Source organism: Streptomyces flavovariabilis (assembly GCF_000725785.1).
Classification (GTDB): domain Bacteria; phylum Actinomycetota; class Actinomycetes; order Streptomycetales; family Streptomycetaceae; genus Streptomyces; species Streptomyces hawaiiensis.
Map to the genome: position 1 here is coordinate 260,011 of NZ_JNXD01000007.1, position 25,919 is coordinate 285,929.

18 protein-coding genes, 1 tRNA gene and 2 pseudogenes are annotated in these 25,919 nt (G+C 68.9%); 11 read left to right on the top strand and 10 right to left on the bottom strand.

The genetic code is table 11. The annotated features are described in order from the left end of the window. Window positions 1-71 precede the first annotated feature (71 nt). The 6 genes from IO24_RS0115750 to IO24_RS0115780 all read left to right on the top strand — a co-directional run bounded on the left by IO24_RS0115750 (window position 72) and on the right by IO24_RS0115780 (window position 9,038). Window positions 72-1,043, top strand: coding sequence for a DUF3558 domain-containing protein (locus IO24_RS0115750; RefSeq protein ID WP_051905914.1), 972 nt, complete (start codon window positions 72-74; stop codon window positions 1,041-1,043). A 1,709-nt stretch (window positions 1,044-2,752) separates the two neighbouring features. Further along, a complete protein-coding gene (locus tag IO24_RS0115760; RefSeq protein ID WP_031136182.1) occupies window positions 2,753-3,757 on the top strand; it encodes an ABC transporter substrate-binding protein in 1,005 nt (334 codons plus the stop codon). A 94-nt stretch (window positions 3,758-3,851) separates the two neighbouring features. After that, a complete protein-coding gene (locus IO24_RS0115765) occupies window positions 3,852-5,390 on the top strand; it encodes a sugar ABC transporter ATP-binding protein (protein WP_031136184.1) in 1,539 nt (512 codons plus the stop codon). Next, the gene (locus tag IO24_RS0115770) at window positions 5,387-6,481 is read left to right on the top strand and encodes an ABC transporter permease (RefSeq protein ID WP_031136186.1); all 1,095 of its coding nucleotides are present in this window, start codon (window positions 5,387-5,389) and stop codon (window positions 6,479-6,481) included. The genes IO24_RS0115765 and IO24_RS0115770 overlap by 4 nt, the downstream gene beginning before the upstream one ends. Continuing rightward, window positions 6,478-7,509 (top strand): galactofuranose ABC transporter, permease protein YjfF, encoded by a 1,032-nt coding sequence (gene yjfF / locus IO24_RS0115775; RefSeq protein WP_031136188.1) that lies wholly within the window; start codon window positions 6,478-6,480, stop codon window positions 7,507-7,509. Before IO24_RS0115770 ends, yjfF begins: the two co-directional genes overlap by 4 nt. Window positions 7,510-7,607: 98 nt before the next feature. Beyond that, window positions 7,608-9,038, top strand: coding sequence for a glycoside hydrolase family 43 protein (locus IO24_RS0115780; RefSeq protein ID WP_031136189.1), 1,431 nt, complete (start codon window positions 7,608-7,610; stop codon window positions 9,036-9,038). Between the two features lie 1,241 nt (window positions 9,039-10,279). Here IO24_RS0115780 and IO24_RS45165 read toward each other — a convergent pair. Next, window positions 10,280-10,552 carry a hypothetical protein gene (locus IO24_RS45165; RefSeq protein ID WP_157851256.1) on the bottom strand — a complete coding sequence of 91 codons (273 nt, stop codon included), beginning with the start codon at window positions 10,550-10,552 and terminating at the stop codon, window positions 10,280-10,282. A 238-nt stretch (window positions 10,553-10,790) separates the two neighbouring features. On the opposite strand from IO24_RS45165, the gene IO24_RS0115785 reads away from it, so the two are divergent. Then, window positions 10,791-11,111, top strand: coding sequence for a GYD domain-containing protein (locus tag IO24_RS0115785; RefSeq protein WP_031136191.1), 321 nt, complete (start codon window positions 10,791-10,793; stop codon window positions 11,109-11,111). Between the two features lie 392 nt (window positions 11,112-11,503). Here IO24_RS0115785 and IO24_RS0115790 read toward each other — a convergent pair whose 3' ends face one another. Further along, a complete protein-coding gene (locus IO24_RS0115790) occupies window positions 11,504-11,887 on the bottom strand; it encodes a hypothetical protein (RefSeq protein WP_338055572.1) in 384 nt (127 codons plus the stop codon). A 152-nt stretch (window positions 11,888-12,039) separates the two neighbouring features. On the opposite strand from IO24_RS0115790, the pseudogene IO24_RS40675 reads away from it, so the two are divergent. From IO24_RS40675 to IO24_RS0115805, 3 genes and pseudogenes are all read left to right on the top strand, one after another. Next, window positions 12,040-12,446: pseudogene (locus tag IO24_RS40675) on the top strand (site-specific integrase); the annotation flags it as partial. Between the two features lie 1,053 nt (window positions 12,447-13,499). Then, window positions 13,500-14,069, top strand: coding sequence for a dihydrofolate reductase family protein (locus IO24_RS0115800; protein ID WP_031136195.1), 570 nt, complete (start codon window positions 13,500-13,502; stop codon window positions 14,067-14,069). A gap of 10 nt (window positions 14,070-14,079) precedes the next feature. Next, window positions 14,080-15,021: a GNAT family N-acetyltransferase gene (locus IO24_RS0115805; RefSeq protein ID WP_031136198.1), complete on the top strand. Its 942-nt coding sequence runs from the start codon at window positions 14,080-14,082 to the stop codon at window positions 15,019-15,021. 5 nt (window positions 15,022-15,026) lie between these two features. On the opposite strand, the gene IO24_RS0115810 is transcribed toward IO24_RS0115805, so the two are convergent. Continuing rightward, window positions 15,027-17,756, bottom strand: a complete 2,730-nt coding sequence (locus IO24_RS0115810) for an ATP-binding protein (protein ID WP_045296191.1) — start codon at window positions 17,754-17,756, stop codon at window positions 15,027-15,029. A gap of 73 nt (window positions 17,757-17,829) precedes the next feature. Further along, window positions 17,830-18,972 carry a DUF2252 domain-containing protein gene (locus tag IO24_RS0115815; RefSeq protein WP_234335216.1) on the bottom strand — a complete coding sequence of 381 codons (1,143 nt, stop codon included), beginning with the start codon at window positions 18,970-18,972 and terminating at the stop codon, window positions 17,830-17,832. A 47-nt stretch (window positions 18,973-19,019) separates the two neighbouring features. Between IO24_RS0115815 and IO24_RS40680 the strand changes: the two genes are divergently transcribed. After that, on the top strand, window positions 19,020-19,451 hold the full coding sequence (locus IO24_RS40680; RefSeq protein WP_051905916.1) for a helix-turn-helix domain-containing protein: 432 nt from the start codon (window positions 19,020-19,022) through the stop codon (window positions 19,449-19,451). 182 nt (window positions 19,452-19,633) lie between these two features. Here the strand turns inward: IO24_RS40680 and IO24_RS0115825 are convergent, their stop codons facing one another. The 6 genes and pseudogenes from IO24_RS0115825 to IO24_RS0115850 form a co-directional block, all read right to left on the bottom strand. After that, window positions 19,634-20,164: a GNAT family N-acetyltransferase gene (locus IO24_RS0115825; RefSeq protein ID WP_031136202.1), complete on the bottom strand. Its 531-nt coding sequence runs from the start codon at window positions 20,162-20,164 to the stop codon at window positions 19,634-19,636. Then, window positions 20,149-21,219, bottom strand: a pseudogene (locus IO24_RS47850) (NsdA family TPR-like regulatory protein). Before IO24_RS47850 ends, IO24_RS0115825 begins: the two are co-directional and overlap by 16 nt. Beyond that, window positions 21,216-22,397: an IS630 family transposase gene (locus tag IO24_RS0115835; protein ID WP_244310216.1), complete on the bottom strand. Its 1,182-nt coding sequence runs from the start codon at window positions 22,395-22,397 to the stop codon at window positions 21,216-21,218. Before IO24_RS0115835 ends, IO24_RS47850 begins: the two are co-directional and overlap by 4 nt. A 122-nt stretch (window positions 22,398-22,519) precedes the next feature. Beyond that, the gene (locus tag IO24_RS0115840; RefSeq protein ID WP_031136206.1) at window positions 22,520-23,338 is read right to left on the bottom strand and encodes an isocitrate lyase/PEP mutase family protein; all 819 of its coding nucleotides are present in this window, start codon (window positions 23,336-23,338) and stop codon (window positions 22,520-22,522) included. A gap of 191 nt (window positions 23,339-23,529) precedes the next feature. Beyond that, window positions 23,530-23,602 (bottom strand) — tRNA-Arg (locus IO24_RS0115845). Between the two features lie 179 nt (window positions 23,603-23,781). Further along, a complete protein-coding gene (locus tag IO24_RS0115850) occupies window positions 23,782-25,659 on the bottom strand; it encodes an IclR family transcriptional regulator domain-containing protein (protein ID WP_234335220.1) in 1,878 nt (625 codons plus the stop codon). Window positions 25,660-25,919 lie beyond the last annotated feature (260 nt).

A 25,919-nucleotide genomic window follows, 5' to 3' on the forward strand; every position in this document is an offset into this window, starting at 1 on the left:
CAGCCATTTGCACATGGCAAAAGACCAGCGCGTGCACGTACCATATCCGCCGGCCCTCATGAGAAGAGCCCATGACTGTGTTCTCGCGCGTCTGCCGCCCCCTCCGCCATACCGGCGTATTCCTCGTCGCCGTCCCCCTCCTGCTGACCGGCTGCTCCAGGTCCGGTGAAGGGGAAGAGGGCTCGGCCGCCGCGGAGAACAGCGTTCCGGACGTCTCCGCAACCCCGGTCCTCCAGTCGGCCAACGACAAACCGCTCCCGCTGGACGCCTACCTCCTTACCGGCGATCAACTGGAAGCCCTCACGAAGGCACAGAGCTCCCTCGTGTCCCAGTGCATGAAGCGCTTCGGACTCACCTACTCCCTGCCGTCCGTCACCGCCCAACCGAACGACGAAGGGCCCAAGACCCGCATCGACGGCCGTTACGGACCACAGGACGCGCAACGGGCCGCCCAGTGGGGTTACCACCCCGAGGGCGGCGCGCCGAAGGGAGACGGCGTCCCCTGGGGCAAGCCCGGAGGGCAGGAGACCCCGGAGGCGATGACCGCCCTGCGGGGCACCAGCGACAAGGCCAAGAAGTACGGTCCGGGCGGGCAGGAGATCAACGGTCGGAAGGTTCCTGATCACGGCTGCCTCGGCGAGGCCGCCAAGACGCTCACCGGCAAGGCAGACGGTTCGATCGGTGACCACCAACTCGCGATCGACCTGAAGTTTCAGACGCTGGAACGCTCCCGGCAGGACGAACGCACACAGGCGGTGTTCCGCAAGTGGTCGGCCTGCATGAAAGAACGCGGATTCTCCTACAAGGATCCACTGGATGCCCTGGGGGACAAGGCGTGGAGCAAGACGCCCATGCCGACCCAGCGGGAGATCCAGGTAGCCACCGCCGACTCCGAATGCCGCAAGGAACACAACGTCGTGGGGGTCTGGTACGCGGTCGATTACGCGTACCAGAAGCAGGCAGTGGACGAAAATGCGGAGGTACTGGACTCCGTGGGCAAGAACATCGAGGCCCGAATGAAGGCGGCGGATCAGGCGAGCTGACAGGCGACACGGTGGCGACCGACTGGACCAGACGGGACGCGGTCACTGAGGCGTCATTACCGGCAGGCCGGCCAGCGGGACCCGGCGACGGGGCAACCGCGTCCGGCCGAGAAGACACACGCGACCAAGACTGACGCCCAGCGGCCGGGACCGGGCCATCGCCGACCGACTCGGTGCCATGATCCGGGGCGGTGGGGGAGGGGCCTCAGGTCCCTCAGGAGAGGACGCCGAGCGGACCCAGTGGCACGCGTGTGGCACGGCGCCTGGAACGGCTAAGGGCCGGCTTGGGAGGAAACCCTTCCTGAGCCGGCCCTTCTACGTGTGCCCCGGCAGGATTCGAACCTGCGACACCCGCTTTAAGGAGTTTCCCTGGGGCGAGGTTGTGACCTGCGGAAACGTCGACTGCCGGGCGCCTGGCCCGGGGAAGCACCCCTCCGTGGTTCCCATGTGTTCATGGGGCTTCCCGGCCTCATGTGTGCTGAATCCGTATCGCGAGGGCGCCCGGCGTCACAGACTGCGACGTGCCCGTCCGCGCCCGCTCGCGCGGCGGATCGCCAGGCATGCGCTGGTCATGGCAGGCGAGACAGCGTCCGGAGCTGAATCCGGTTGTGCAGCCTCAGCCTGCGCCCGATGCCCCGCTCCTCAGGTGCGCACCGTGCGATGAGGGGCGCCGCCCCAAGCCGAGCCGTGCCGTGGTCCGGGCGCGAGGCGTCCGGCGTTCGCGATCCCGTCCCGTGGGCGGTAGCAGGCAGGGACGGGTCGCACGGACCGCGGTGCTGCCGGATGTGTCGCCGTCATGACGGTGCCCTCATTTCGCGGCTCCGACCCGGACCAGCGTGCAAGGAGGCCGCTAACGGGCCGATCGTCCGGGATATCGCACAGAGTTCGATACTTCGTTCAGCGATCGAAAGGTATGGCCCTGCCTGCCGAGCGTCAATATCTCCGCCGAAGAAGGCGCTTTCGCGCGCCGGGCGACCGGCAGGCCGTCACCCTCGCCCGCTGCCCCGCGTTACCCAAACGTGATGGCCTGCTTCTCGCGCAACCTCTTGACCAGGGGGGACGGCGGGCGCTCATATGACCTCCCCATCACTGACCACTTGAGGGAGGTACGGCCGTGGCACATCCGGCGCACAGCAGCACCTCCCTGGCGGGTTGCGGCCAACGATTAGACCGCACCTCTCCTTGCGAAAGCCGGGCGAAGTGAGCGCCCGTACTCCCTGCGACGCCGCCGGGTCCGGGTTCGCGCCCCGGAGCCGGAGTTCTCGGCACCTCTGCTGAGCGCGGTCCGCCAGGGCCTCTTCGCAGTGGCGGAGTGAAGCCGCGCCCTGCTCCTGGAGCCGTCGAGGAGTGGAACGAGGGTGCGGCCCGACCGGAGCACCTCCGGTCGTCATCGAGCCCGGACCCGTCGCCCGCGTCGGCCGGGCGACATCAGCGCCACGACCACTTCGCCGGCCCCTCCCCGATCCCGCCCTGCCCGCCGATCTGCTCCTCCGGTGCCGAGCACCTCGCCGGCTCCCCGCCCTCTGCGTCCGGCCGTTCCCGGCCGCACTCCACCCTGACCACCCTCTGACGGCACGCGCCACGCATGTTCAATATTTCGAACGTTGGTCGGTCCGCAGAACGGCATCACCCCCTGGTTTCCGACGGAACGTCAGAAGCCGCAGCAACCGAGTCCCCTCCCCGGGCCGGCTCAACGAAGGAGATCAAGCATGCTCAGCAGAAGAAACTTCCTCACCGCCGCGGTCGGTGTGGCGGCTGCGACCGGACTCGCGGCCTGCGCCAAGGAGGACGGCAACACCGCCGCCGCCGCCGGCAGCGGCAGCAAGGCGATCACCCTCGGCTTCTCCCAGGTCGGCTCGGAGAGCGGCTGGCGCACCGCCAACAGCGACTCGGTGAAGTCGGCCGCGAAGGACGCGGGGTACACCCTCAAGTTCTCCGACGCCCAGCAGAAGCAGGAGAACCAGATCTCCGCGATCCGCAACTACATCGCGCAGAAGGTCGACGTCATCGCCTTCTCGCCGGTGGTCGTCACGGGTTGGGACGCGGTGCTCAAGGAGGCCAAGGCCGCGAAGATCCCGGTGGTCCTCACCGACCGCTCCGTCGAGACCTCCGACGACTCCCTGTACGTGACCCTGGTGGGCTCCGACTTCACCGACGAGGGCCGGCGCGCCGCCAAGATCCTGGAGAAGGTCCTGGAGAAGGCAGGCCACAAGGGCGCCGTGAAGATCGCCCAGCTGGAGGGCACCACCGGCGCCGCCCCCGCGATCGAGCGCGCCAAGGGCTTCAAGGAGGTCATGGACGCGGACCACGCGGACGACTGGAAGGTCGTCGTCAGCCAGACCGGTGACTTCACCCGGGCCGGCGGCAAGCAGGTCATGGCGGCCTTCCTCCAGTCCAACCCGGACATCAACGTGCTCTTCGCGCACAACGACGACATGGCCATCGGCGCCATCCAGTCCATCGAGGCGGCCGGCAAGAAGCCCGGCAAGGACATCCTCATCGTCTCCATCGACGGCGTGAAGGACGGCTTCGTCGCCATGTCCGAAGGCAAGATCAACGCAATCGTCGAGTGCAACCCGCTGCTCGGCCCGCAGTTGATGGAGGTCGTGAAGAAGGTCAAGGACGGCGAGACGGTCGAACGCTGGATCAAGACCAAGGAGAGCGACTTCATGCAGGACCAGGCCAAGGACGCGCTCCCCACCCGCAAGTACTGACCGACCGTCCCCACCGGCGGGAGCCTCCGGCCGGCCGACATCCCTCGGCCGGGAGGCTCCCTGCGGACCTGGACCATTCACGAGGAGCGCTGCCATGGCAGAGCCGCAACCCGTCCTGGAGATGACGGGCATAGTCAAAGGGTTTCCGGGGGTACGTGCTCTGTCGGGCGTCGACTTCCGGCTCTTCCCCGGCGAGATCCACGCCTTGATGGGCGAGAACGGTGCGGGGAAGTCCACCCTCATCAAGGTGCTGACGGGCGTCTACTCCCTGGACGGCGGCACGATCACCCTGGACGGCGAATCCGTACGGTTCGGCAGCCCGCTGCAGGCGCAGCAGGCCGGCATCAGCACGGTCTACCAGGAGGTCAACCTCTGCCCCAACCTGTCGGTGGCGGAGAACATCTTCATCGGACGCGAACCCACCCGCGCCGGCCGCATCCAGTGGAAGCGGATGCGCAAGGAGGCGGCGGAGCTGGTCGACCGGCTCGGACTCGACATCGACGTCGCCGCGCCGCTGTCCTCGTACCCGTTGGCCGTGCAGCAACTGGTCGCGATCGTACGGTCGGTGGGCACCGGAGCCCGGGACGGCGCGGGACTCGGCACCAAGGTGCTGGTCCTCGACGAGCCGACCTCCAGCCTCGACCGCGACGAGGTACTCGAACTGTTCCGCCTGATGCGGCAGTTGAGGGACGAGGGCGTCGCGATCCTGTTCGTGTCGCACTTCCTCGACCAAATCTACGAGGTCTGCGACCGGATGACCATCCTGCGCAACGGCACCCTGGTCGGCGAGCACCTGGTCCGCGACCTCGACCAGGTCGGGCTGATCGAGCTGATGATCGGCAAGGCCCTGGACCAGCTCGAGGAACTGCACGAGCACCAGATGCGCTCCGACGTCGGCGACACACTGGTCAAGGCCGAGGGGCTCGGCCGCACCGGCGGGGTCGCCCCCTTCGACCTGGAGATCAACAAGGGTGAGGTGCTCGGACTCGCCGGCCTGCTGGGATCGGGCCGCACCGAACTCGCCCGGCTGCTGTTCGGAGCCGACCAGCCCGACAGCGGCAAGGTGACCATCGGCGGCAAGCAGGTCTCGATGAGCGCCCCGAACGACGCCATCGAGGCCGGTGTGGCGTTCTGCTCGGAGAACCGCAAGAGCGAGGGCCTGGTCCCCGACCTGACGGTGCGCGAGAACATCATCCTCGCTCTCCAGGCGGCCCGCGGCTGGACCCGGCCCATCCCGGCCTCCCAGCGCGACGCACTCGTCGCCACGTACATCAAGGCACTGGACATCCGCCCCGCCGACCCGGAGGCCCGCGTCGGCCGGCTCAGCGGCGGCAACCAGCAGAAGGTACTGCTCGCCCGCTGGCTGATCACTCAGCCGAAGTTGCTGATCCTGGACGAGCCGACGCGCGGCATCGACATCGGCGCCAAGACGGAGATCCAGAAACTGGTGGTGTCCCTCTCCGAGGACGGCATGTCGGTGCTGTACATCGCGGCCGAACTGGAGGAGGTGCTCCGGCTCAGCCACACCATCGGAGTGCTGCGCGACCGCCGGCTGGTGGCGCGGCTGACCAACGGGCCGGAGATCACCACCAGCAGGATCCTCGAGACCATCGCGAGCGGAGAACACCAGTGACCACCACCTCCCGCTGGCGAGCACTGACGCATCACCACCTGTTCTGGCCGGTCGCGGTCCTGATCGCCCTGTTGCTCGTCAACGTCCCCTTCACGCCCGACTTCTTCTCGATCAACATGACGGACGGCCACCTCTACGGCAGCCTCGTCTCCATCGTGCTGTTCGGCTCACCGCTGATCCTGGTCGCGGTCGGCATGACCCTGGTCATCGCCACCGGCGGCATCGATCTCTCCGTCGGTGCCGTGGTCGCCATCACCGGCGCCCTGACCTGTTCGTACATCAGCGACCAGGCCGACCAGAACACCTTGTCCGCGGTGTTTCTGGCGATGGGCATCGGGCTGGTGGCCGCGGTCGTCTGCGGTCTGTGGAACGGCTTCCTGGTGGCCAGGATGGGAATCCAGCCCATCATCGCGACCCTCATCATCATGGTCGCGGGCCGAGGTGTCGCCCAGCTGATCACCGACGGCCAGATCATCACCATCAACAGCGAGCCGTACAGGCTGATCGGCGGCGGCTACTGGCTGACCCTGCCCTTCTCCGTCTTCGTGGTGGCCGCGGTGGTGGCCGTCACCGTGGCGCTGACCCGCCGCACGGCGCTCGGCCTGCTGGTCGAGTCGGTCGGCGGCAACGCCGAGGCCAGCCGCCTGGTCGGCATCAGGTCCACGCGCATCAAGATCATGGTCTACATGTTCTGCGCGCTGTGCGCGGGCATCGCGGGCCTGATGATCAGCTCCAACACCTCGGCCGCGGACGGCAACAACGCCGGTCTGTGGATCGAACTCGACGCGATCCTCGCCGTGGTGATCGGCGGTACCTCCCTGCTCGGCGGCCGGTTCTCCATCGGCGGCACGGTGGTCGGCGCCCTTGTCATCCAGACCCTGACCACCACGATCTACACCATCGGCGTGCCGACCCAGACCAACCTGGTCTTCAAGGCCGCCGTCGTCATCGTCGTCTGCCTGCTGCAGTCCCCGAAGTTCCGGGCCAAGGTCTTCGGCGCGAAGGGCCCCAAGGGCCCGCGCCGGGACGCCGCCCCGGTGGAGCCCGCTCCGGCGGCCGACGCCGCCCCGAAGATGGAGGTGTCGCGATGAGCGCGACCGCCCAGACCCCCAAGGCGGCTCCGCGCGGCAGCACCGCCTCCCGTGCCCGTGCCGCGCGCCTGCTCGGCGACCGGCGTCTGCCCGTCCTGGTCACGGCCGCCCTGTTCATCGCCATGTACGTCGGTGGCCTCAGCCGGTACCAGAACTACGGCTTCGCCGAACCTCAGGTGTTCCTCAACCTGTTCATCGACAACGGCTATCTGCTGGTCGCCGCCATCGGTGCCACCTTCGTCATCATGTCGGGCGGCATCGACCTGTCCGTGGGCTCGATGATCGGCTTCACCACCATGTTCACGGCGTGGCTGGTGGAACGCCAGGGACTGCCGCTGCTCCTGGTCGTCCCCCTCGCACTGGCCGTAGGCGCCTTCGGCGGCTTCCTGATGGGCTATGTGATCCACAACTTCGAGATCCAGCCCTTCATCGTCACGCTCGCCGGGCTCTTCCTCTTCCGCGGGCTGTGCCTGGTCATCAGCAAGGAGTCCATCTCCATCAGCGACGCCTCGGTGGGCACCCTGGCCCAGACGCGAGTGTCGCTCGGCATGGGGGAACTGTCGATCGGCGCCCTCGTGGCCCTGGTCGTCCTCGCCGTCGCCTGCTACGTGCTCCACTACACCCGCTTCGGACGCCGTGTGTACGCCATCGGCGGCAACGAGCAGTCGGCCCTGCTCATGGGCCTTCCGCTGGGCGGCACGAAGATCGCCGTGTACACGGTGAGCGGCTTCTGCTCGGCCCTGGCTGGTCTGCTGTTCATGCTCTACATCCAGTCGGGCGACCCGCTGCACGCCGTCGGCATGGAACTCGACGCCATCGCCGCCGTGGTCATCGGCGGCACCCTGCTGACCGGCGGTTCCGGGTATGTGCTGGGCACGCTCTTCGGGGTGCTGGTGCTCGGCCTGATCAAGAGCGTCATCACGTTCGAGGGGACGCTCAGCTCCTGGTGGACGAAGATCGCCACGGGAGTGCTGCTGTGCGCCTTCATCCTGATCCAGCGGACCATGACGGCACGCCGGAAGACCTGACGGGCACTGCTGAGAGCCGCGACGGCGGCAAGTGAGTCGACGCCCTCGGCGCAGCGACGGGGGCACCGGAAAGTCAGACAAAGACAGGGGAAATGCACATGCGCGCGCTTCTCTCCAGGCTGTCGGCGATATCGCTCGCCGCCTGCCTCCTCTTCACAGGCCAGGCCCTGACCACACCTGACCGGGCCGCCGCCGCCGACCCGGGCTACCTGATGACGCACTTCATCGGGGAGGGTTCGACCGGTCAGCAGATCTACTTCTCGCACAGCACGGACGGCCTGAACTGGAGTGACCTCAACGGCGGCGGGATGACCCTGCGTTCCACGGTGGGAACGCGTGGGGTGCGCGACCCCGCACTGGTCAGAGCCCCCGGCGGTGACAAGTACTGGATCATCGCGACCGACCTGTGCATCGGCTGCGGGCAGTCATGGGACGACTCCGTGAACAACGCCAGCCGCAACCTCGTGGTGTGGGAGTCCACGGACCTGGTCACCTGGTCGCAGCCGCGGCTGCTCAACGTCGCCGGCGCGATCCCCGACGGGCGCAACGCCTGGGCGCCGGAAGCGATCTGGAACCCCGAGACCAACGACTACGTCCTGTACTGGGCGACGAACGCGACCCGGGACGGCGTGCTCAAGCACCGCATCTACTACGCCCGCACCACCGACTTCCGCACCATCACCACCCCGCAGCTCTACATCGACCGCCCTGGCACCCAGAACATCATCGACACCCAGATCGTCGAGGTGCCGTCCGGCGTCGGTGACTTCCGTTACGTACGAGCATCCGGCGACGGCCAGATCACGCTCGAAGGCAGCAACTCGATCCTCGGTACGTGGACCAACCTCGGCAACCTCTCCGGCATCGGCCTGACCGGCTCCCAGGTCGAAGGCCCGATGTGGATGAAGTTCAGGGACCGCAACGAGTGGACCCTGTACCTCGACCAGTACGCCTCCGGACGCGGCTACATGCCGGTCACGACGACCAACCCCTCCGCCGTCGGCACCTACCGGCTCCCGGCGTCAGGAAGCTACAACCTGGGCGGGACGAAGAAGCGCCACGGCTCGATCCTCAACCTGACGGCCGCCGAGGAGAGCCGCGTGCTCTCACGCTGGGCCAACACCCCGGCCAAGCGGCTCCAGTCGTTCAACTTCCAGGACCGGTACGTACGGCACGCCAACTTCGACGTGCGCATCGACCAGAACGTCACGGGCCCGGACGCCCAGTTCCGGCTGAGGCCCGGCCTGGCGGGCTCGGGCACCGTCTCCTTCGAGTCGGTGAACTTCCCCGGCCACTTCCTGCGGCACTCCAACTACGACTTCCAGCTGGCCTACAACGACGGCACCACCCGGTTCGCCGCGGACGCCACCTTCCGCCAGGTCGCCGGCCTCGCCGACCCGACATGGTCGTCCTTCCAGTCGTACAGCCACCCCGACCGGTACATCCGCCACTACGCCTACGAACTCCGCCTCGACCCGATCACCACCACGACGGCCCGCAGCGACGCCACCTTCCGCGTGACGAACTGACTCACGCCGACAGGCGATCCCATGAAGTGACGCGCCCAAGGCCTGCGCGAGGTCCCTCGGCCATGGCGGGGCCGCAGGCGGTTGTGTCCGCGGCGCCGCTCGGGTGTTGGGGGCAGGGCGGGTTGCCGTACCGGAGGCCGCGTCCGTTGGTGCCGACATGGACGCGGCCGTGGCTGCCGGGGCCGCCGGGGCTCTTCGACACACCGGGGAGTGCAGCACATGGTCAACGGCCGTGACCGTGTGGCATGACCGTGATCATGCGAAAGGGCCAGTTCGAGAGGATCAAGCCTCTGAACTGGCCCTTAGCTCTGTGCCCCCGGCAGGATTCGAACCTGCGACACCCGCTTCAGGAGTTCGATCCGTGCCCGCACCGGCTGCCGTCACCAACTGGTGCGGCGGCCAGGCAGAAGCGCTGGCGTATGCCTCCGTCCGGCGTCGTTGATGTCAGCCGTGGATGTCAGAGGCCTTTATCCCGTAGACCTCCTAGAGGCCTTGTCACTGGAGGTCATACACGCCCCTAGCAGGGCTACGGGGGTCGTGCGGGGGCGTTGCCGGTCGTCTAGGGGATGCTGCCTTCACTGCTATCCAGCTCACGGGTCCCCCGCCAAAGGCTCCCAACGGGCGGCTGTTGCAACGCAGACCGGATAGACGCTAACGTCCCCATGTGCCTCCCCGAGTCTCCCGGGGCACCGGTAATGAGCATAAGCCGCTTTGACGGTCGGGAGAGCGCAGACGAGCGACTGCGTAGGGCATCAGAGATTGGCTACGGCCGTCTCCTGGTGCACCTGCGCGCCGAGACGGTCACCTCGAAGTTAGGACCGTCCGAAGATGAGCGCTCGTGACTGCAAGTCGCACTACGTTGCAATCATTCTCCTCGCGTCTGCTGTCTGTGCACTCCTCGCCGGAGTGGTGGCGATGGCCTGTGGAGAGGAACCATGGCCATCAATTCGCTGGGGGGCTGCTGCGTTTGCTGGCGCCTTCGCTGTTGCAGCACAGATGGCGAAATTCCTCGGCTGGTTTGGTTCCCAGGAGGGCAGCTGATCCGGACGTCGGGGAGTGGTCCTCAGCTTGGGAAGCTTGGGTTCTTTGGCGACAGTTGCTGAACTGACCTGAGGCGGAGCGGTGTCGGAGGCCTGGTCTCGCCTGGGGCGAATTCCCGCGGTTCCCCGTGGTTCCCCACCACTTCTGGCATATGAATGGCACGGGTCGTTCGCCTCGAACAGCGCTCACTCCCTGGAGGCTCAACCAAACAGCTCCAATCCGTTCCAGCCGCGTTCGCCGCCTGCCGCCCACGTATCCAGTAGCTGCCGGGCCTCGGTCTCAGGAGCGGCCAGCCAGACAGTCTGTGAGCCGCCGTGTGTCGGGGCGCCGGCCTTATTCCAGTCGACCCGGCCCTCGCTGCAGCAGGCGCACAGCATGTGGAAGCTGCTTGCCGGTTCGGCGCCGAAGTCATGCGCGAAGAATGAAGCCACCAGGGCGTCGACGTCGGATGCATCCGCTGCGTTTACGGTCACATGCAGCGCTACGGGGTCGCCGAGCGCCTGGCCCGCGAGTCGATTCTGCTGTCGACGATTTTGTGCTGGTGGTCGTGCGTGTCGGCGAGCTGACCCGCGCCTTGGCCGGGGCGTAAGCCGTATGGCGGCGGACCTCGCGGCGCGGACGCGGAGGAATAAGGAGAATGTGGATGAGGGTGATTACCGAGACATACGCGACAGACGCGAGAGCCATGCGAGACGTGAAAGGCGGAAACCCATGCCGAAGTATCTCTTCAAGGTCAAGTTGACCGTGGACGGACTGAAGGGCCTGCTCGAAGAGGGCGGCACCACGCGCCGTGAGGTCGTCGAGCGCTTGGTTCAGAGCATGGGCGGCCGGCTCGAATCGGCGTACTGGGCACTCGGCGAGGAGGACTTCTACCTCACGGCGGACCTGCCGGGCAACACCTCCGCCGCGGCCCTGGGGCTGGTCACATCGGCAGCCGGTGGCGTGCGCACCAACACGGTCGCGCTGCTGACGGCCGAGGAGATCGACGAGGCGGTCCACCAGGAGGTGGATTACCGGGCGCCCGGCGCCTGAGACGTCACCCGGTGGGCATCGCCGAGCCGCTGTGGCCGCCTCGGAGCCCGTATGGGCCACGCGGTGACCGCCTCACCGGCCAGGCGATCGGGGCCGCCCTACGCTATCCCCGTCGAGGGGCTAGCAAGTCAAGGCCCTCGGTTTGGAGCATGAGTTGGGTGTGCTAGGGCGTGTGGTCGACGGAGTCTCCGTGGCCGAGTCAAGCCGTCAGCGATCTTGAAAACCGTTCGTCGCAGCGATGTCGCCGTGGATTCAAATCCCACCGCCTCCGCAGATGGACGGCCCCTGACCAGGTAAATCGGTCGGGGGCCGTTCTCTCGTGCGCCGTCCGTCAGCCACCGTGGGCCCCGTCATAAGGGGCCTTCAGCATGCGGTTGCTGAGGTCAGCTCTGCTACTTCAGGGCAGCAAGGCCCCTCTGCAAATCGTCGAGGTTCATCACCGGCTCAAATGTGACCTCCGCGCCCATCTCCTGGAAGAACGGATCGGCGATGGAGGGCAACTGCGAGGTGTCCTGCATGTCGAACACGAGAATCATGGAGCGCCCGCCCTCAGGGGTGAAGTAGGCGGCCTCCGGCTTCAGCCGCTCCATCACTGACTTCAGCGAGTTGGGCATCGCTCCGCCCTTCGTCACCTGATTAGACATCTGGGTGTCCATGCGGGCCTTCATCATCATCCGCATCGCACGCTCTCCTCGCGCACCGCGACCTGCGCGGTTCCGTCCGCGCTCGCTGGGATCCGGTGCATCCAGCTCAGCTTCACCTCCGTTGATCACCATCCGCAACATCTCCTACGCCCTACGTGACGCCAACGGAGAGATGGGCGTTGCTATGCGCAGACATCCACGAGGTCGGTGGAGTCTCAATGGGCGAGTCAAGAGCTGTCTTCTTGCCCTGGGTGTTGTCGGGGATCTTGGTGAGCTGGGATTTCACGGTGGCGGAGGTCTTCGCCATCGCCGACTCGATCGCGCCGCGCTACCGGCTGCTCGTGCTCCTGGCCGCCTTCACCACCCTGCGGTTCGGGGAACTGGCGGCCCTGCGGCGCCGTGACATCGACCTGGGGGGATTGACCGTCACCGTCCGCCGCGCTCAGGCCGAGCTGCAGAACGGCCGACTCTTCGCTCACGACCGAGCTGCACCTCCACGACCTGCGCCACACGGGCAACACTCTGGCCTCCACGGCCGGGGGGCCAGCACGCGGGAGCTGATGACGCGCATGGGGCACAGCAGCTCTCGGGCCGCGCTGATCCACCAGCACATGACCAGTGACCGTGACAGGGCTATCGCTGACAAGCTCGGGGCATGATCCGCGACGGCGGGGGAGGGGCCTCCGGCTGAGGGTGTGGACTCCGCGTGGACTCTAGTGGCACGCCTGTGGCACGACCCCGAAAACGACGAAGGGCCAGCCTGGGAGGAAACCCCTCCTGAGCCGGCCCTTCCCTGGCTGTGCCCCCGGCAGGATTCGAACCTGCGACACCCGCTTTAGGAGTTTTCCCTGAGTGAGCCTGTGACCTGCGGAAACATCCCCTGCGGGATGTCTGGCCTGGGAAACACCCCTCCGTAGTTCTCGCGCGTTCACGGGGTTTCCCGGCCTCATGTGTGCTGGATCCGTTCCGCCAGCAGCTTCTGGCGGGGGATCGGCTGCTCATGCAAGTGCTTGCACGGGGCGGCCTGGCCTCTTGCCTCGAAGGCCGAGCCGAAACATGGTCCAGGGATGCGCCCTCTGCTCTCGTCCGGTCACGGTTCTGTTTGCAGCCCCGGGAACAGGGTGCGAGCGCGGTGGGGGTCGGGAGCAATGAAGAACCCCGTCGGCAGTGACGAAGTTCGCGTCAGGGTCTGCCTGTTCACACACGAAGCTCGCATCCTGACCAGCGGTGGAACTGCTGTGCGTGATCCTTCTGAACGGTGCCATACGCCGGTGAAGCGGCAGTGCGGCCCGGCCCTGGCCTCAATGTGCGCCCACGTCTCCCCATGCCCGTCCGACCGTGACCGGTCAGGTTAAGTCGAGGTACCCGATGCCGGTCTGGTGTGACCGGCCTAGCGTTCATGACGTCACCCGACCGACACCAGGCGGCAGGCTCTTCGGCCACCGCTCCGGAACCCATGCGATCTGACGCGTCAGCCAAGTGTCAAGGAGTTGCGATGCCTGCCGAGTTCACGGTCCCGCGGGTCCACGCCCACCGAACCTCGTTCCAATCCCCGCCCCGACCCCGTGGCCGCACCAGGCACAGCCCGGTGCGGTGTACGGCGCGCACCACCTGCACGGGGTTTGCAGCCCAGCCACAGGCGTGACTCACGCGATCCGGGCGTTCCAGCACCTGTCGCGTTCGCTCCGCCGGACCCGTATGCCCCCTCTGCCCATCCGTAGCGATCAATCGAAAGCGGGCTCACATGCGTCAGCTCACCTATTACATCGCCTCCAGCATCGACGGCTTCATCGCATCCCCGGACGGCCAGTTCGACTTCTTCGCCTTCGAGGGTGACCTGGCGGCCGCGGTCCTGGCCACATACCCCGAGACCATGCCGTCCCACGCGCGCGAGCCGCTGGGGGTCGCCGACGTGGCGAACAAGAAGTTCGACACGGTCCTGATGGGCCGCGGCACCTACGACCCCGGTTTGGCCATCGGAGTGACCAGCCCCTACTCCCACCTCAAGCAGTACGTGTTCTCCCGCACGCTGACCCGGCTCGACCCCGACGTGGAAGTCCTCTCCGGTGACCCGGTGGAGTTCGTCCGTGAGCTCAAGCAGCAGGAGGGGATGGACATCTGGCTGTGCGGCGGCGCAAGGCTCGCCGGTCAGCTGATGGGTGAGATCGACGAGCTGATCATCAAGCGCTACCCGGTCGTCCTCGGCTCCGGCATCCCGCTGTTCCACGCTCCCTTCGAACCGGCCGAGTTCACCCTCACCGGCTCCCAGGTCTTCAACACCGGCGTGTCGATCACGACCTACGTCAAGCAGTAAGGGAGGGCACATGTTGATTCGTCCCACGACCGAGGCTGACCTCGATCGCATCGTCGCCGTGACGGTCGACGAACCCGTCGGCTGGATCGACGCCGACCGTTATCGCGATGAACTCGGCCGGGGAATGTACCGGCCGGAGTGGACCTGGATCGCCGAGGACGGCGACCGGGTGGTGGCCCGGGCCCTGTGGTGGGGACAGTCGTCCAGTGAGCACCCGGTCGCCCTGGACTGCCTGTACGTCGACGCCTCGGTCGTCGACCGCACGGCCGTCGCGGCCGAACTCCTCGCCGCCGGCCTGCGGGCGTTCGCCGAGCAGGGCGCGCGCAAACTGCCGCTGTACATCCTGACGTTGCCGAACGCCTGGCGTGAGGACCCGGCCGCCAGCGCCGCCCTGGCCTGGCGGCGCGAGGCGGTGCTGGCGGCCGGTCTCACGGACGAGGTGGAACGGCTGCGCCTGGAGTGGAGTCCCGGCTCCGGGGTGCCGCGCTCCAGCCGCCGGCTCACCTTCGCCGAAGCCACGGACGAGGAGTTCCTGGAGGTCTTCCGGCGCATCGCCCAGGGCAGCCTGGACCGTGAGACCCGCAGGAACCTGGCGGCCAAGGGCGCGGCCGCCACCGCCCGGGACGAGATGGACTTCTACCTGGGCTGCCCCGGCAAGCGCGAGTGGTGGCGGCTTGCGCACACCGCCGACGGAGAGATCGCGGGCCTTGCGATCCCATCGGCGACGCCCTACCACCGCAACGTCGGCTACCTGGGAGTCGTCCCGGAGTTCCGCGGCCGGGGCTACGTCGACGACGTGCTCGCCGAGATCACCCGGGTGCACGCGGAGGCGGGCGCCGAACTGATCACCGCCACTACGGATACGGGCAATGCGCCGATGGCCGCGGCCTTCGCCCGGGCCGGCTACCGGACCGCCGAGATCCGGATGATCTACTCGGCGCCCGAGTCATGAGGCCGTCATGAGGCAAGGAGCGAGGCCAGTTCGGTGCGGGAACTGATGCCGAGCTTGGGGAAGGCGCGGTAGAGGTGGTGCCCGACCGTGCGAGGGCTCAGGAAGAGCTGCGCGGCGATCTCGCGATTGGTCGCCCCGGTGGCGGCGAGCCGTACGACCTCGCGCTCCTGCGGGCTCAGCCGGCTGAGCCGTCCGTCCGTGGGACCGGCCGGGTCATGGGTCTCGCCCGCGGCCCGCAGTTCCGCACGGGCCCGTCGGGCCCACGGCTCGGCGCCCAGCTTCTCGAAGGTCTCCAGCGCCTCGCGGAGGTGGGCGCGGGCGTCGATGTTGCGGCGCAGTCGGCGCAGCCATTCCCCGTGGACGAGCTCGGTGCGGGCCCGTTCGAAGTCGCCGCCGTCCGCGTGGAGACGTACGGCCCCCGCGAAGTGGTCCTCGGCCTCGCTGTCCGGGCCGGTCAGGGCCGCGCAGCGGTGGGCCATCGCGGCGACGGGCGGCCGGCTCACGGCAGCCGCCCAGTCCGCGAGTCGGCGCGCGGGCTCCTTCGCCCGCTCCGGATGGCCGGCGCGCACCGCGGCTTCGGCGAGGTCGGGCAGCAGGAACCGGGCGAGCAGTGGATGGCCCGCTTCCTGCTGCGCCGCCTCAAGATGCTCCAGCGCCGCCTGCGCCCGCCCGAGGCCGAGTTCGAGCAGCCCCAGTGCCCACAAGGCATTCGCCGTGCCCCGCCCGACGCCGCGCGGGCGGGTGTATTCCAAGGCTTGCTCCGCCAGGGAGCGGGCCTCTTCCTCGCAGCCCCGGGCGGCGGCGAGCGTCGCCAGTACGGCGCGCAGATGGGCGGCTCGGTGGGCCAGATCGTAGTAGTCGGCGAGCCGGAGTCCCTCGGCGGCGTGCGCATATGCCTGATCGAACCAGCCGAGCGCCAGTTCGGCTTCCGCGAGCAGGTGCAGCGTGGTGGGCAGCCACCCGCTGATGCCCTGCTCGCGGCAGCGGGCGACCGCTGCGGTGGCGATCTCGTGCGCCTCCGTGTGGTCGGCGACCAAGTGGCAGTAGATCCCGGTCATCAGCTGGTCCATGAGCCCACTGCCGGGCAGCCGACAGGCCCGTACGAGTTCGCGCAGGGAGTCCAGGGCGCCGGGCACCTCGCCGTTGAGCAGGAGGGCGGGCACGGCCAGCACTGACAGGTCCGGACCGCGGGCCGCGATCTCGCCTATCAGGGCGGCGTTCCCCGAGGAGAAGGCCGCGTGGACCGCGTCGGTCAGGAGGGAGGCGAGCTTGTCGGGGCGACTGGGCGCGATGACGTCCGCGCATTCGCCCAGGATGCGACCGGCGGTCGCCGGGCTGCCGCAGCCGAGCTCGACGACGGCTCGCACGCGGGCGAAGTCCGCCGCCATCCCGGGATCCTGCAGGGGAAGCGGCACCTGGTCGGCCAGGGCACCGCAGCGCTCGTCCTGGCCGGCTTCGCCGGCCTTCTGGGCCGCGCTGATCAGGAGCCGCGCCCGCCGCTTCGGGTCCTCGGTGAGCTGGGCGGCCCGCTCGTAGGCGGCGGACGCGGACGCCATCGCCTGGCGGCTGCCGGCCCACTCGGCGACGTGCTCCAGTTCGTCGGCGACCCGTTCGTCCGGGCCCGTCGCCGCGGCGGCCAGGTGCCAGGCGCGCCGGTGCGCGTGTCGGGCGGTGTCCAGCGTCGCCGCCAGCGCTTCGTGGGCGGCGATGCGCCGAGCGAGCGGGGACCCTTGGTAGGCCGCATACCGGACGAGGGGGTGCCTGAAGCGCAGCACCTCCCCGGACAGGGAGACGAGCCCGGCGCGTTCGGCGGGCTCCATGTCTTCGATCGCGGCGCCACACCGGCGTGCCGCGCTCAGCACCAAGGGCAGATTCCCGGTGTCGTCCGCCGCGGACACCACGAGCATGGTCCGGGTGGCTTCGGGAAGGCGGCCGATCTGCCCCGCGAGGGCGTCCTGCAACCGGCCCCGCAGCGGGGACGGCGCCTCGGGCAGCGCCAGCGGGCCTAACTGCCCGGCCCGCTGGGCCGGGGTGAGCGCGGTTGGGAGCTCGATGAGGGCGAGCGGGTTGCCCTGCGCCTGGTCGATGATCCATTCCGCGACGTGCGGCGGAAGACCGGAGATCAGCGCCGCGGCCGCCTCCCGGTCGATCCCTTCGACGTGGAGCAGGGGAAGGCCCTTCGTCAGGCTGCCATGGGCCCCGTCGCGCGCGGCGAAGAGCATCACGGCGCCCTCGGCGCGCAGCCTGCGGGCGACGAAGGTGAGTACGTCTGCGGACGGCCGGTCGAGCCACTGCACGTCGTCGACCAGGCAGAGAAGCGGGGCCTCGGCGCCGATCTCCGACAGCATCGACAGCACAGCGAGACCGACGGTGAAGCGATCACGCACCGCGTCGTCGGTGAGTCCGAAGATCGCTCGCATGGCTGCTGCCTGCGACGTCGGCAGCCGGTCGAGGACGTCAAGGACGGGCAGGAACAGCTGGTGCAGTCCGCCGAAGGCGAGCTCCATCTCGGACTCGATGCCTTCGACACGCAGCACGCGCATGCCGTCCGCCCGCTGGGCGGCATAGTCGAGCATCGTGGTCTTGCCGATCCCGGCCTCGCCGTGAAGCAGCAGACTGCTGCTGGCTCCCTGCCGACAATCGGTGAGCATCCGCTCTATTCGCCGCTGTTCCGCACTTCGTCCCAGCAACGCCCGCCCCCGCCGTCGAGTCTGGCCACGCCCCGTCGACGCCATTAGTACCAGGGCAGAGCCAACCACGGTCCATCAGCGGTGCTGTCAGAGGTCGGTGTCGGCGGCCCCTCCCGAGTCAGGCGGCCGGCAGCTCCTTCGCGGGGAGTCGGCCCGCGCGCACGGCGTCGACCAGGGCCTGGTGGTCGCGTTCGTTCTGGTCGGCGTATGCCTCGGCGAATGTGGCGAGTGCCCGGTCGAACGAGTCGCCGCTGCCCAGGTACGCGGCGATCGCGATGCGGTCGCCGGACCGGGCGTGGGCACGAGCCAGGGTGGTCCCGCACAGTTCGCCGAACGCCCGCATGTCCTTCGGCCGCATCCTCTCCGGCATGGCGATGCCCTTCCAGTCGCGCAGCTGGCGGACGTAGAAGTCGCGTTGCCTGCCGTCGATTCCGTCCACCCGCTCCCAGCCGAGGAAGATGTCGCTCGTGGCCTGCATCAGCCGCTGGCCCGAGACCACCCGCTCGCCCTGGTTGGTGTACCGGCTCGTGCCGACGTGTTCGGCGAGTACGGAGGTGTCGGCCTCCTTGGCCTGGAGGAAGAGCGGGTCCTGGTCGTCCCGGCCGAGGAGGAGGAAGATCCAGCATCGGGTGCCGACGCTGCCGACGCCGACCACCTTGCGGGCGACGTCGGCGAGTCGGTAGTCCTCCAGGAGCGTGCGCCGGTCGGAGGCGAGCGTGCGGCCGTACCGCTCGACCAGGCCGCGGAACTGGCTCTCCGGTGCGCTGCGTTCAACGTCGGGCAGCAGGTCGCCGGCTGGGATGAGCAGCGGGGGATCCGCCGCGATCCTGGGCTTGCCGTCGACCGTCTCGGTGAGCTTGTCGAAAGTTTGGAGGCTGTCGCGGGTGCGGGCTTTCGCCATGGCACGGGCCAGGTTCTTCCGACCGCGCTTCGTTGCGTCGAGTCGGCCTGCGGCCAGGGTCTCGAGGAGGTCCGCGTCGATCTTCGCGTACCAGACGTCGAGGTTGCCCGTGCCCGCGAAGCGGATCATCGCCTCGCGGTAGGAGCGGACCGTGGCGCTCACGATGCGGGCGCGCTCGGCGTCGTCGAAGCCGTTCGCCCGGCCCGCGATGACGAGACTCGCCGAGAGCCGTTTGATGTCCCACTCCCAGGGCCCGGGCAGCGTCTCGTCGAAGTCGTTGACGTCGAACATCAATCGCCGTTCCGGCGAGGCGAGCAGACGGAAGTTCAGCAGGTGCGCTTGCCTGCCCACTGCGTCCATGCGGGACTGCGCTCACTCGGCTTCCCCGGCCGGCCGATGGCTGACCTGTGGCGGGCCGCGGACCTGGACGCGAGCACCGGGGTGACAGCCACGTCATCTCCTGGGCCGTCGGCGCCGTCGACTCCGTGGAGATCCTCCTGCTGACCGAACAATGGTGGGGGCTCCCGGCCCGCGCCTACACACCGACCCGCGGATGGACCGACGCTGGCATGGACGCCGGCTTCGCCCGACTGCGGAAACGCGGGCTCATGACCGCCGACGAGAAGCTCACCACCGCCGGCCGGGCATTCCGCGAAGAGATCGAAGTCCGCACCGATGAGCTCGAACTACCGCTGCTGGCCGCGCTCGGTGACGACCTGGACGAACTGCTGGAGCACCTCGACGCATGGTCCCAGACCATCATCGACGCCGGCTCCTACCCCCAGCGGATCGCCGGTGTGTACCACTCGGCGGCGGACCGCACTTGGGCTCCGGGCTGACCATGACACTGCCGCCGGGACCTTCGGGAACACGGCCTGATCGTGTACGGGCTTGATCGCACGTCGCACGGTTTCCGTAGTGCAGGGGCCACCGCTGGTCGGGATGATCAGGCGTGGCGTGGGCGATCGATTTGCCCATGCGCGTTAGCCCCGCACCAAGCTCGCCCAGCAGATGAAGGCACTCAGCCTCGAAGGTCCCTGACCATGACCGCATACACAGGAGAGTCTGCGAACGGCTGCTGCTCCCCGGTCTTGGCGTATCCCCACGTTTCGTATAGCGCCTGCACCTTGGGGTGGGTCACGTCGACCAGGAGCACGGCGAGGTCCTCCGTGCGTTCCTTCAGCAGCGCCTCGTGGAGTCGTTCGGAGATGCCCTGCTTGCGCCAGCCAGGGCGCACCATGACCTCCGAGACGGCGTAGGTGGAGCTGTAGCCGTTGTTCGGCTCGTAGTCGGTGGAACGCCACCATTCGCGGCCTGGGGCGAGGGGGGCGCCGTAGGCGAAGCCGACCGGCTCGTCCGCGTCGTACGCCACGACGCAGGAGAAGCCGTCCATGCCGGTCCAGTGGTCGACGAACCAGGCGAAGCGCTGGTGGAAGGGGTCTTCCATCTGGTCGGCGTAGGCGTCGGCGTGTACGTCGATGAGCATCTGCCGGAAGCCCTCCGGGAGGCTTCCGTGCTGGAAGTGACGCAGGTCGATCACGCTCGACTCCATTCAGTTCGCATGCGGTCTGCCCAGTCTCGTGCGTAGGAGGCGGAGGGGGCCAGGACGAACAGGCCCCGGTGGAAGTCGCCGATGAGGGTGCGCATGCGGCCGGGGAGCGTGCCGCCGTCCATGATCGTGAAGACGTCGGCGGCGGTGGTCGTCGCCTGCTCCGGTTCGCCCTGGTGGAGTTGGGCGAGGGCGAGTTGGGCGGTTGCGAGTGCCCTGTTGCGGCGGAAGGCGGTCGGGATCCGGGCCAGGGCTCGGTGGGCCATGGCTTCGGCGAGGGTGTGGCTTCCGCTGTTGTAGTGGACGACGGCGGCGAGGTGATCGAGTTCGGACTGGCCGTAGAAGGCCGTCCAGCGAGGGCGCTCCCGCTCCGGCGCCTTGAGGAAGGTGTCCTGTGCCCCTCCGAGGGACCGCACGGCAATGCGGCCGTCGCCAAGGGCTGCGTAGGCGAGGGCTGCGCGGACCCGGCCCAGCGAGTCGAAGAAGGGGTCTCAACGGGCCGCCGAGGAGGCTTGTGCGGCCTGGGCCGCTGCGAGGGCTTCGGGCCAGTTCTGGCGTTGGTAGGCGAGCATCGAGAGGTTGACCCACACGCGCATTTCGGTGGGGCCGTCCTGGGAGAGGCCGGCGTAGGTGGAGGATTCGTTCAGGTACCTCTGCGCCTGGTCGAGGTTGCGGGCGTCGATGCAGGACCAGGCCGCGATGGTCGTGTACTCGGCGGCCAGAGCGTACAGGGCACGGCGGACGCGTTCGCCGGCGTTGCGTTGCTGCAGCTCCAGCACGCCGGTGCGTCCCTTGAGGGCGGCCTTCTCGAGCTCCGCGTGTCCGCCCTGGCGGTCGTCGGCCTCGACGAGGGCGTTCATCCCGGCGGCGGCCCGAGCGACATCCGACATGCCGACCGCGCGGCGCTGAGTCACCAACGGAACGGCGGCGGCTGCGGTCCCGGTGGCCGAGGCGATGAACGTGCGACGCCGCACGGGGTCCTCCTGCGGGTGGTGCATGGTGCGTGGTGCGCTGAACCCTAAGTGGTCGTCTCCGGAAATCCTTCGGGGGTTGATCATGCTGTCAGTGCGACGGAGGATTGTTCTGGGTGATCGGAGGTGTGCCGGTCGAGCCTGGCCAGCAGATCGTCCAGGTCGGAGGTGGTGAACTTCCACTGGAATGGCTGTGCCGTGGCGTTGTAGCGGTTCTCGAAGTCCCGGAGCCGACCCCTGACTTGGGTCAGGTCGGTGAAGTCGTTGGGTTGGACGACTTTGCGCTGGACGACAGAGAAGTAGATCTCCACTTGGTTCAGCCAGGAGGCGTGGACGGGAGTGTGGACCATGACCGCGTTCGGGAACGCCGTGGTCAGCCGGTCGGCGGCCTTCTTCCCGCGGTGGGAGGAGCCGTTGTCCACGATCCAGAACACGCGTTTCGCGCTGGCGTAGGGCTCCTGACTCATGACCTGAGTGACCAGAGCCATGAACGGCACGATTCCGGTGGTTTCCTCGCAGCGGCCGAACACCTTCGCCTCACGGACATCGTAGGCGGCGAGGTAGGCCAGGGCTCCGCCGCGCCGGTAGGTGTGGTTGACCCGCATTGCTCTGGCCTGGCCGGGGGCGAGGCTGGGGTGGCAGCGGCAGCGGGCCTGGACGGAGGTCTTCTCGTCTGCGCTGATCACGTACTCGTCGTCGCCCAGCGCGATGCCCTCGAAGGTGCGGGCATACAGGTCAAGGACGCGCTGGGCCCTGGGACGGAAGTCCGGATCGGTGATGAAGATCCAGGAGTGGTGCTGCCACGGCTTGAGCGCGTCGGTCTTGAGCCAGCGGCGCACGGTGGAGGCCGATAGGAAGGTGACGATGCCCCGTGTGATGGCCTCGCGGGCCAGCTCCGGACACGACCAGCGCGACAGCGGCACTCCGCTCTCGGCAGGCAGCCGGCAGGCCAGCGCCTTCACCTCGGCGGCCTGCACGGGCGTGAACGAAGACGGCCGACCGGATCGTTGACGGTCCCGGAGCCCGGCAAGTCCCTGCTCGGCGAAGCGGTGCCGCCAGCGGCGTACCGTGTCGAGGTGCAGACGCGTCTCCCGCGCGATGCGGGCGTTGGAGCGGCCGCGCGCGGCGTGCAGCACGATCTGCGCCCGTACCCGCTGCCGGTACTCGCTCTTATGGCTCCAGGCCATCTTCTTCAGCCGCTTGCGGTCGGTGGCGGTCAGAAATATCGGACAGGCGGCGGCAGCAGGCACGGCCAGAGAAGCCAATCAGAAGAAAAGAATCATGACAGGGCGCGGCCTGCCGCACCCGCGCACCGGCACACCACACGCCCTGCCTGATGGCTCGGGCAGGATGGCCGCCCTGGCCGCATCGCCCGACTCGACCAGGATCAGCGGGGGTCGGAGAACAGCGCGTCGAGTTCCGGGAAGGCCATGCCTTCGGCGAGGGAGTCGTAGCCGCCGGTGCCGAAGAGATCCTGCGCGGCGCGGCGGGCGGCAGCGTAGGCGACCTGTGCCACGCCCGATCCGAGACTGACGCGGGCCACGCCGAGGGCGCCGAGCTCGGTAACGGTCGGGGTGCCGGGGCCGGCCATGACGTTCAGCGGTACGGCGATGTCCCTGGCCAGTGCCGCAATGGTGGCGGTGTCGGTGACGCCGGGGACGAAGATGCCGTCCGCGCCCGCATCGACGTACATGTGCGCCCGGGACAAGGTTTCCTTCAGGCGGGTGTCCGGGGCAACAAGCCCGGACACGAAGGTGTCGATTCGGGCGTTGAGGAACAGGTCCGCGCCTGCCCGATCGGCGGTCTGCCGGGCCGTAGCCAGTCGTGTTGCGAGCTCTGTCGGCGGTCGGGTGCCGTCCTCGAGGTTGACGCCGACGGCGCCCGCCGCGAGCACCCCGGCGACGGTCTCGGCAACGCCGGCGGCGTCCTTGCCGTACCCGCCCTCGATGTCAGCGGTGACCGGAACCGCGACGGCAGCGACGATTCGGCCGATCAGTTCCAGCGCCTGGTCCCGGGTAAGGATGTCGCCGTCTGACGAACCCAGTGACCAGGCGACGCCGGCACTGGTCGTGGCGATCGCGGAGGCACCCGCAGCCTCGATGACGCGGGCGCTCGCAACGTCCCAGGCGTTGGCGAGCGCGAGAGGTTCAGTTGGGGCGTGCAGAGAGCGGAAGAGGCGGGCGTTGTCCGACTGTGTGATGGTCATGCGCGCAGTCAAACATCGACTGCTGCCCGCCTTCTGGCAAGAATCCGACTCAGACGTCGGCCCCACCCGCGGTATCTGGCGCACCGACATCCATGGACCTGGCTCTGGAGTCAACCCCCGAAGGACTTCCGGAGCCAACCACTAAGGGCCAGCCTGGGAGGAAACCCCTCCTGAGCTGGCCCTTCTGCGTGTGCCCCCGGCAGGATTCGAACCTGCGACACCCGCTTTAGGAGAGCGGTGCTCTATCCCCTGAGCTACGAAGGCAGTGGCAGTGGACGCGCGCAGCGACGTGCCCGTGGTCCGGGAGGACCACAGGCGTCAGCGTACCGGATGCGGGTCGGACGGGTGTGGGGGTCAGGTCAGGGATACGAGGCGGGAGGGTGCGGAGAGGGCAGGCCAGGGCCGGTCCGGGTCGGGCGGGTGGGTGCGTGTGGGGGAGCCGGTCAGGTCAGGGGGACGTTCGTGAAGCGGGCTGCTGTGTGGAGGTCCGTCTGGATGCGGCCGGCTGTCGCGGTCAGTTCGGGGAGGAGGTGCGTCACGCACTCCTCCGGGGTGCGGCGGCTCGCGTGCATCGCTGTGTTCAGGGCCGCCACCACCCGGCCCGACCGGTCTCGGATCGGGACGGCGATCGAGCGGAGGCCCTCTTCCAGTTCCTCGTCCACCAGGGCGTAGCCCTGGGAGCGGACCGAGGCCAGGGTCCCTTCGGGGAGGTGCTCGTCCGTGATCGTGCCGGCGGGCGCGTCCGCCAGCAGGACCCGGCCCAGTGCTGTCGCGTAGGCCGGCAGGCGCGTGCCCACCGTGATGTTCACGCTCATCACCCGTGCCGTGGCCACCCGGGCCGTGTACTGGATCTCCTCGCCGGAGTCGGACAGCACCGCCAGTGACGTCGACTCGTGGATGCGGGACGTCAGGTCGGCCAGGTGGGGCCGGGCGATCTCGGGGAGGGAGGTGCGGGACAGGGGCGGGAAGCCGAGGGAGAGGACCCGGGGGGTCAGGGTGAAGGTGCGGCCAGCCGGGGCTACCAGGCCCAGGTGTTCGTAGGTGATCAGGGCTCGGCGGGCCGTCGCCCGGGCCAGGCCCGTTGCCTGGGCCACCTCCGTGAGGGTCAGTTCCGGCCTGCCCTCTCCGAAGGCGGTGAGGACCGTCAGGCCCCGGGCCAGGGATTCGATGAATTCGCGGCCCAGTTGCTGCTTGGACGTGCCCGTCCAGAGCGCCAGGTCCGAGGGGGGCGGGCCGGGTACGGGGGGTGGGGTGCGGCGGAGTTCGCGTTCCATGTCCGTCACCGCGGACCGCAGCCTCCGGAGCAGCGTCGTCCGCAGGTGGTACGCGGTGTGACGGCTGGTGTGGCTGACCACGCTCGCCACGCTCGCGATCCGGCCGTCCGCTCCTGGAGTCCGGACCGGTACCGAGATCGCCACCAGGCCCGGTTCGATCAGCTGGTCGTCCACGGACCAGCCGTTCGCGGACGCCTCTGCCGTGCGGCGTGCGAACGTCTCGTCGTCCCTCCGGTCCGCTGCGTACGTGCGTGGCGGTACGGCCGTGAAGGAGAGGTCTCTCGGGTCCGACGCCCTGCGGTCCCGCCAGTGTTGCCAGTCCGTGGCCGTCCACTCCGTCGCGAACAGCGGGCCGGGGGCGGTGCGTTCGGCGGGGAGCAGGTCGCCGATGCGGAAGCTGAGGGACATCGCGCGGCGGCGGGTCGCCTGGTGGATGAAGCGGATGCCGTCGCGGTCGGCGACAGCGAGAGACACCGACTCGTCCAGTTCGTCGGCCAGGGCGTCGGCGTGCGGGGAGAGCAGAGCGGGTAGGCGCAGGGCCGACATGTAGGCGTTGCCCAGCTCCATCAGGCGGGGGGACAGGTGGACGTCCCGGCCGTCGAAGCGGACGTAGGCCATGCGGGCGAGGGTTGCCGTGATGCGGTCGACCGTGGAGCGGGCGAGGCCGGTGGCCCGTTCCAGGCCGCTCAGGCTCAGTGTGCCGTCCGCCTCCGTCAGCTCCCGCAGTACCGCGATGCCGCGGATGAGGGGAGTGACCGCCTCGGCGGGGGCCCCTCTCTCGGCGACGGCGGCCGCTGTACGACCGGCCACCGGTACGTCCTCCCGGGCGACCGGGGTGCCTTCCTGGGCGTCCCGGGCGCCTCCCCGGGCGACCGGTGCGCCTCCCCGCGCGACCGGTGCGCCTCCCCGCGCGACCGGTGCGCCCCTCCGAGCGGCCGAGCCGGCCGTCCGGGCCGCCGAAGAGGTCGTTCCCTCGCCCGGCGGCCCCTTCTCGTCGGCCGGCGGGGCGGACCCCTCCGGGGTCTCGGGCATGGGCTTCGCTGGCATCGGCTCTCCGGTACGGCGCTCGCGACGGTCGCGGCAGGCCCACCGTAATCCGGAAATCCGTGGCCCGGCGGTCGGGAGGGGCTCCGGTGCATCGTCCGTACTCCCTACCGCCCGCCCGGACTCGCTACCGTTCACCCCCCTCCCTACCGCCCACCCGTACTCCCTGCTGGCCGCCCCAACTCCCCACCGCCCACCCCTACTCCCTCCCCACCGCCCACTCCTACTCCCTCCCCACCGCCCACCCCTACTCCCTCGTCACC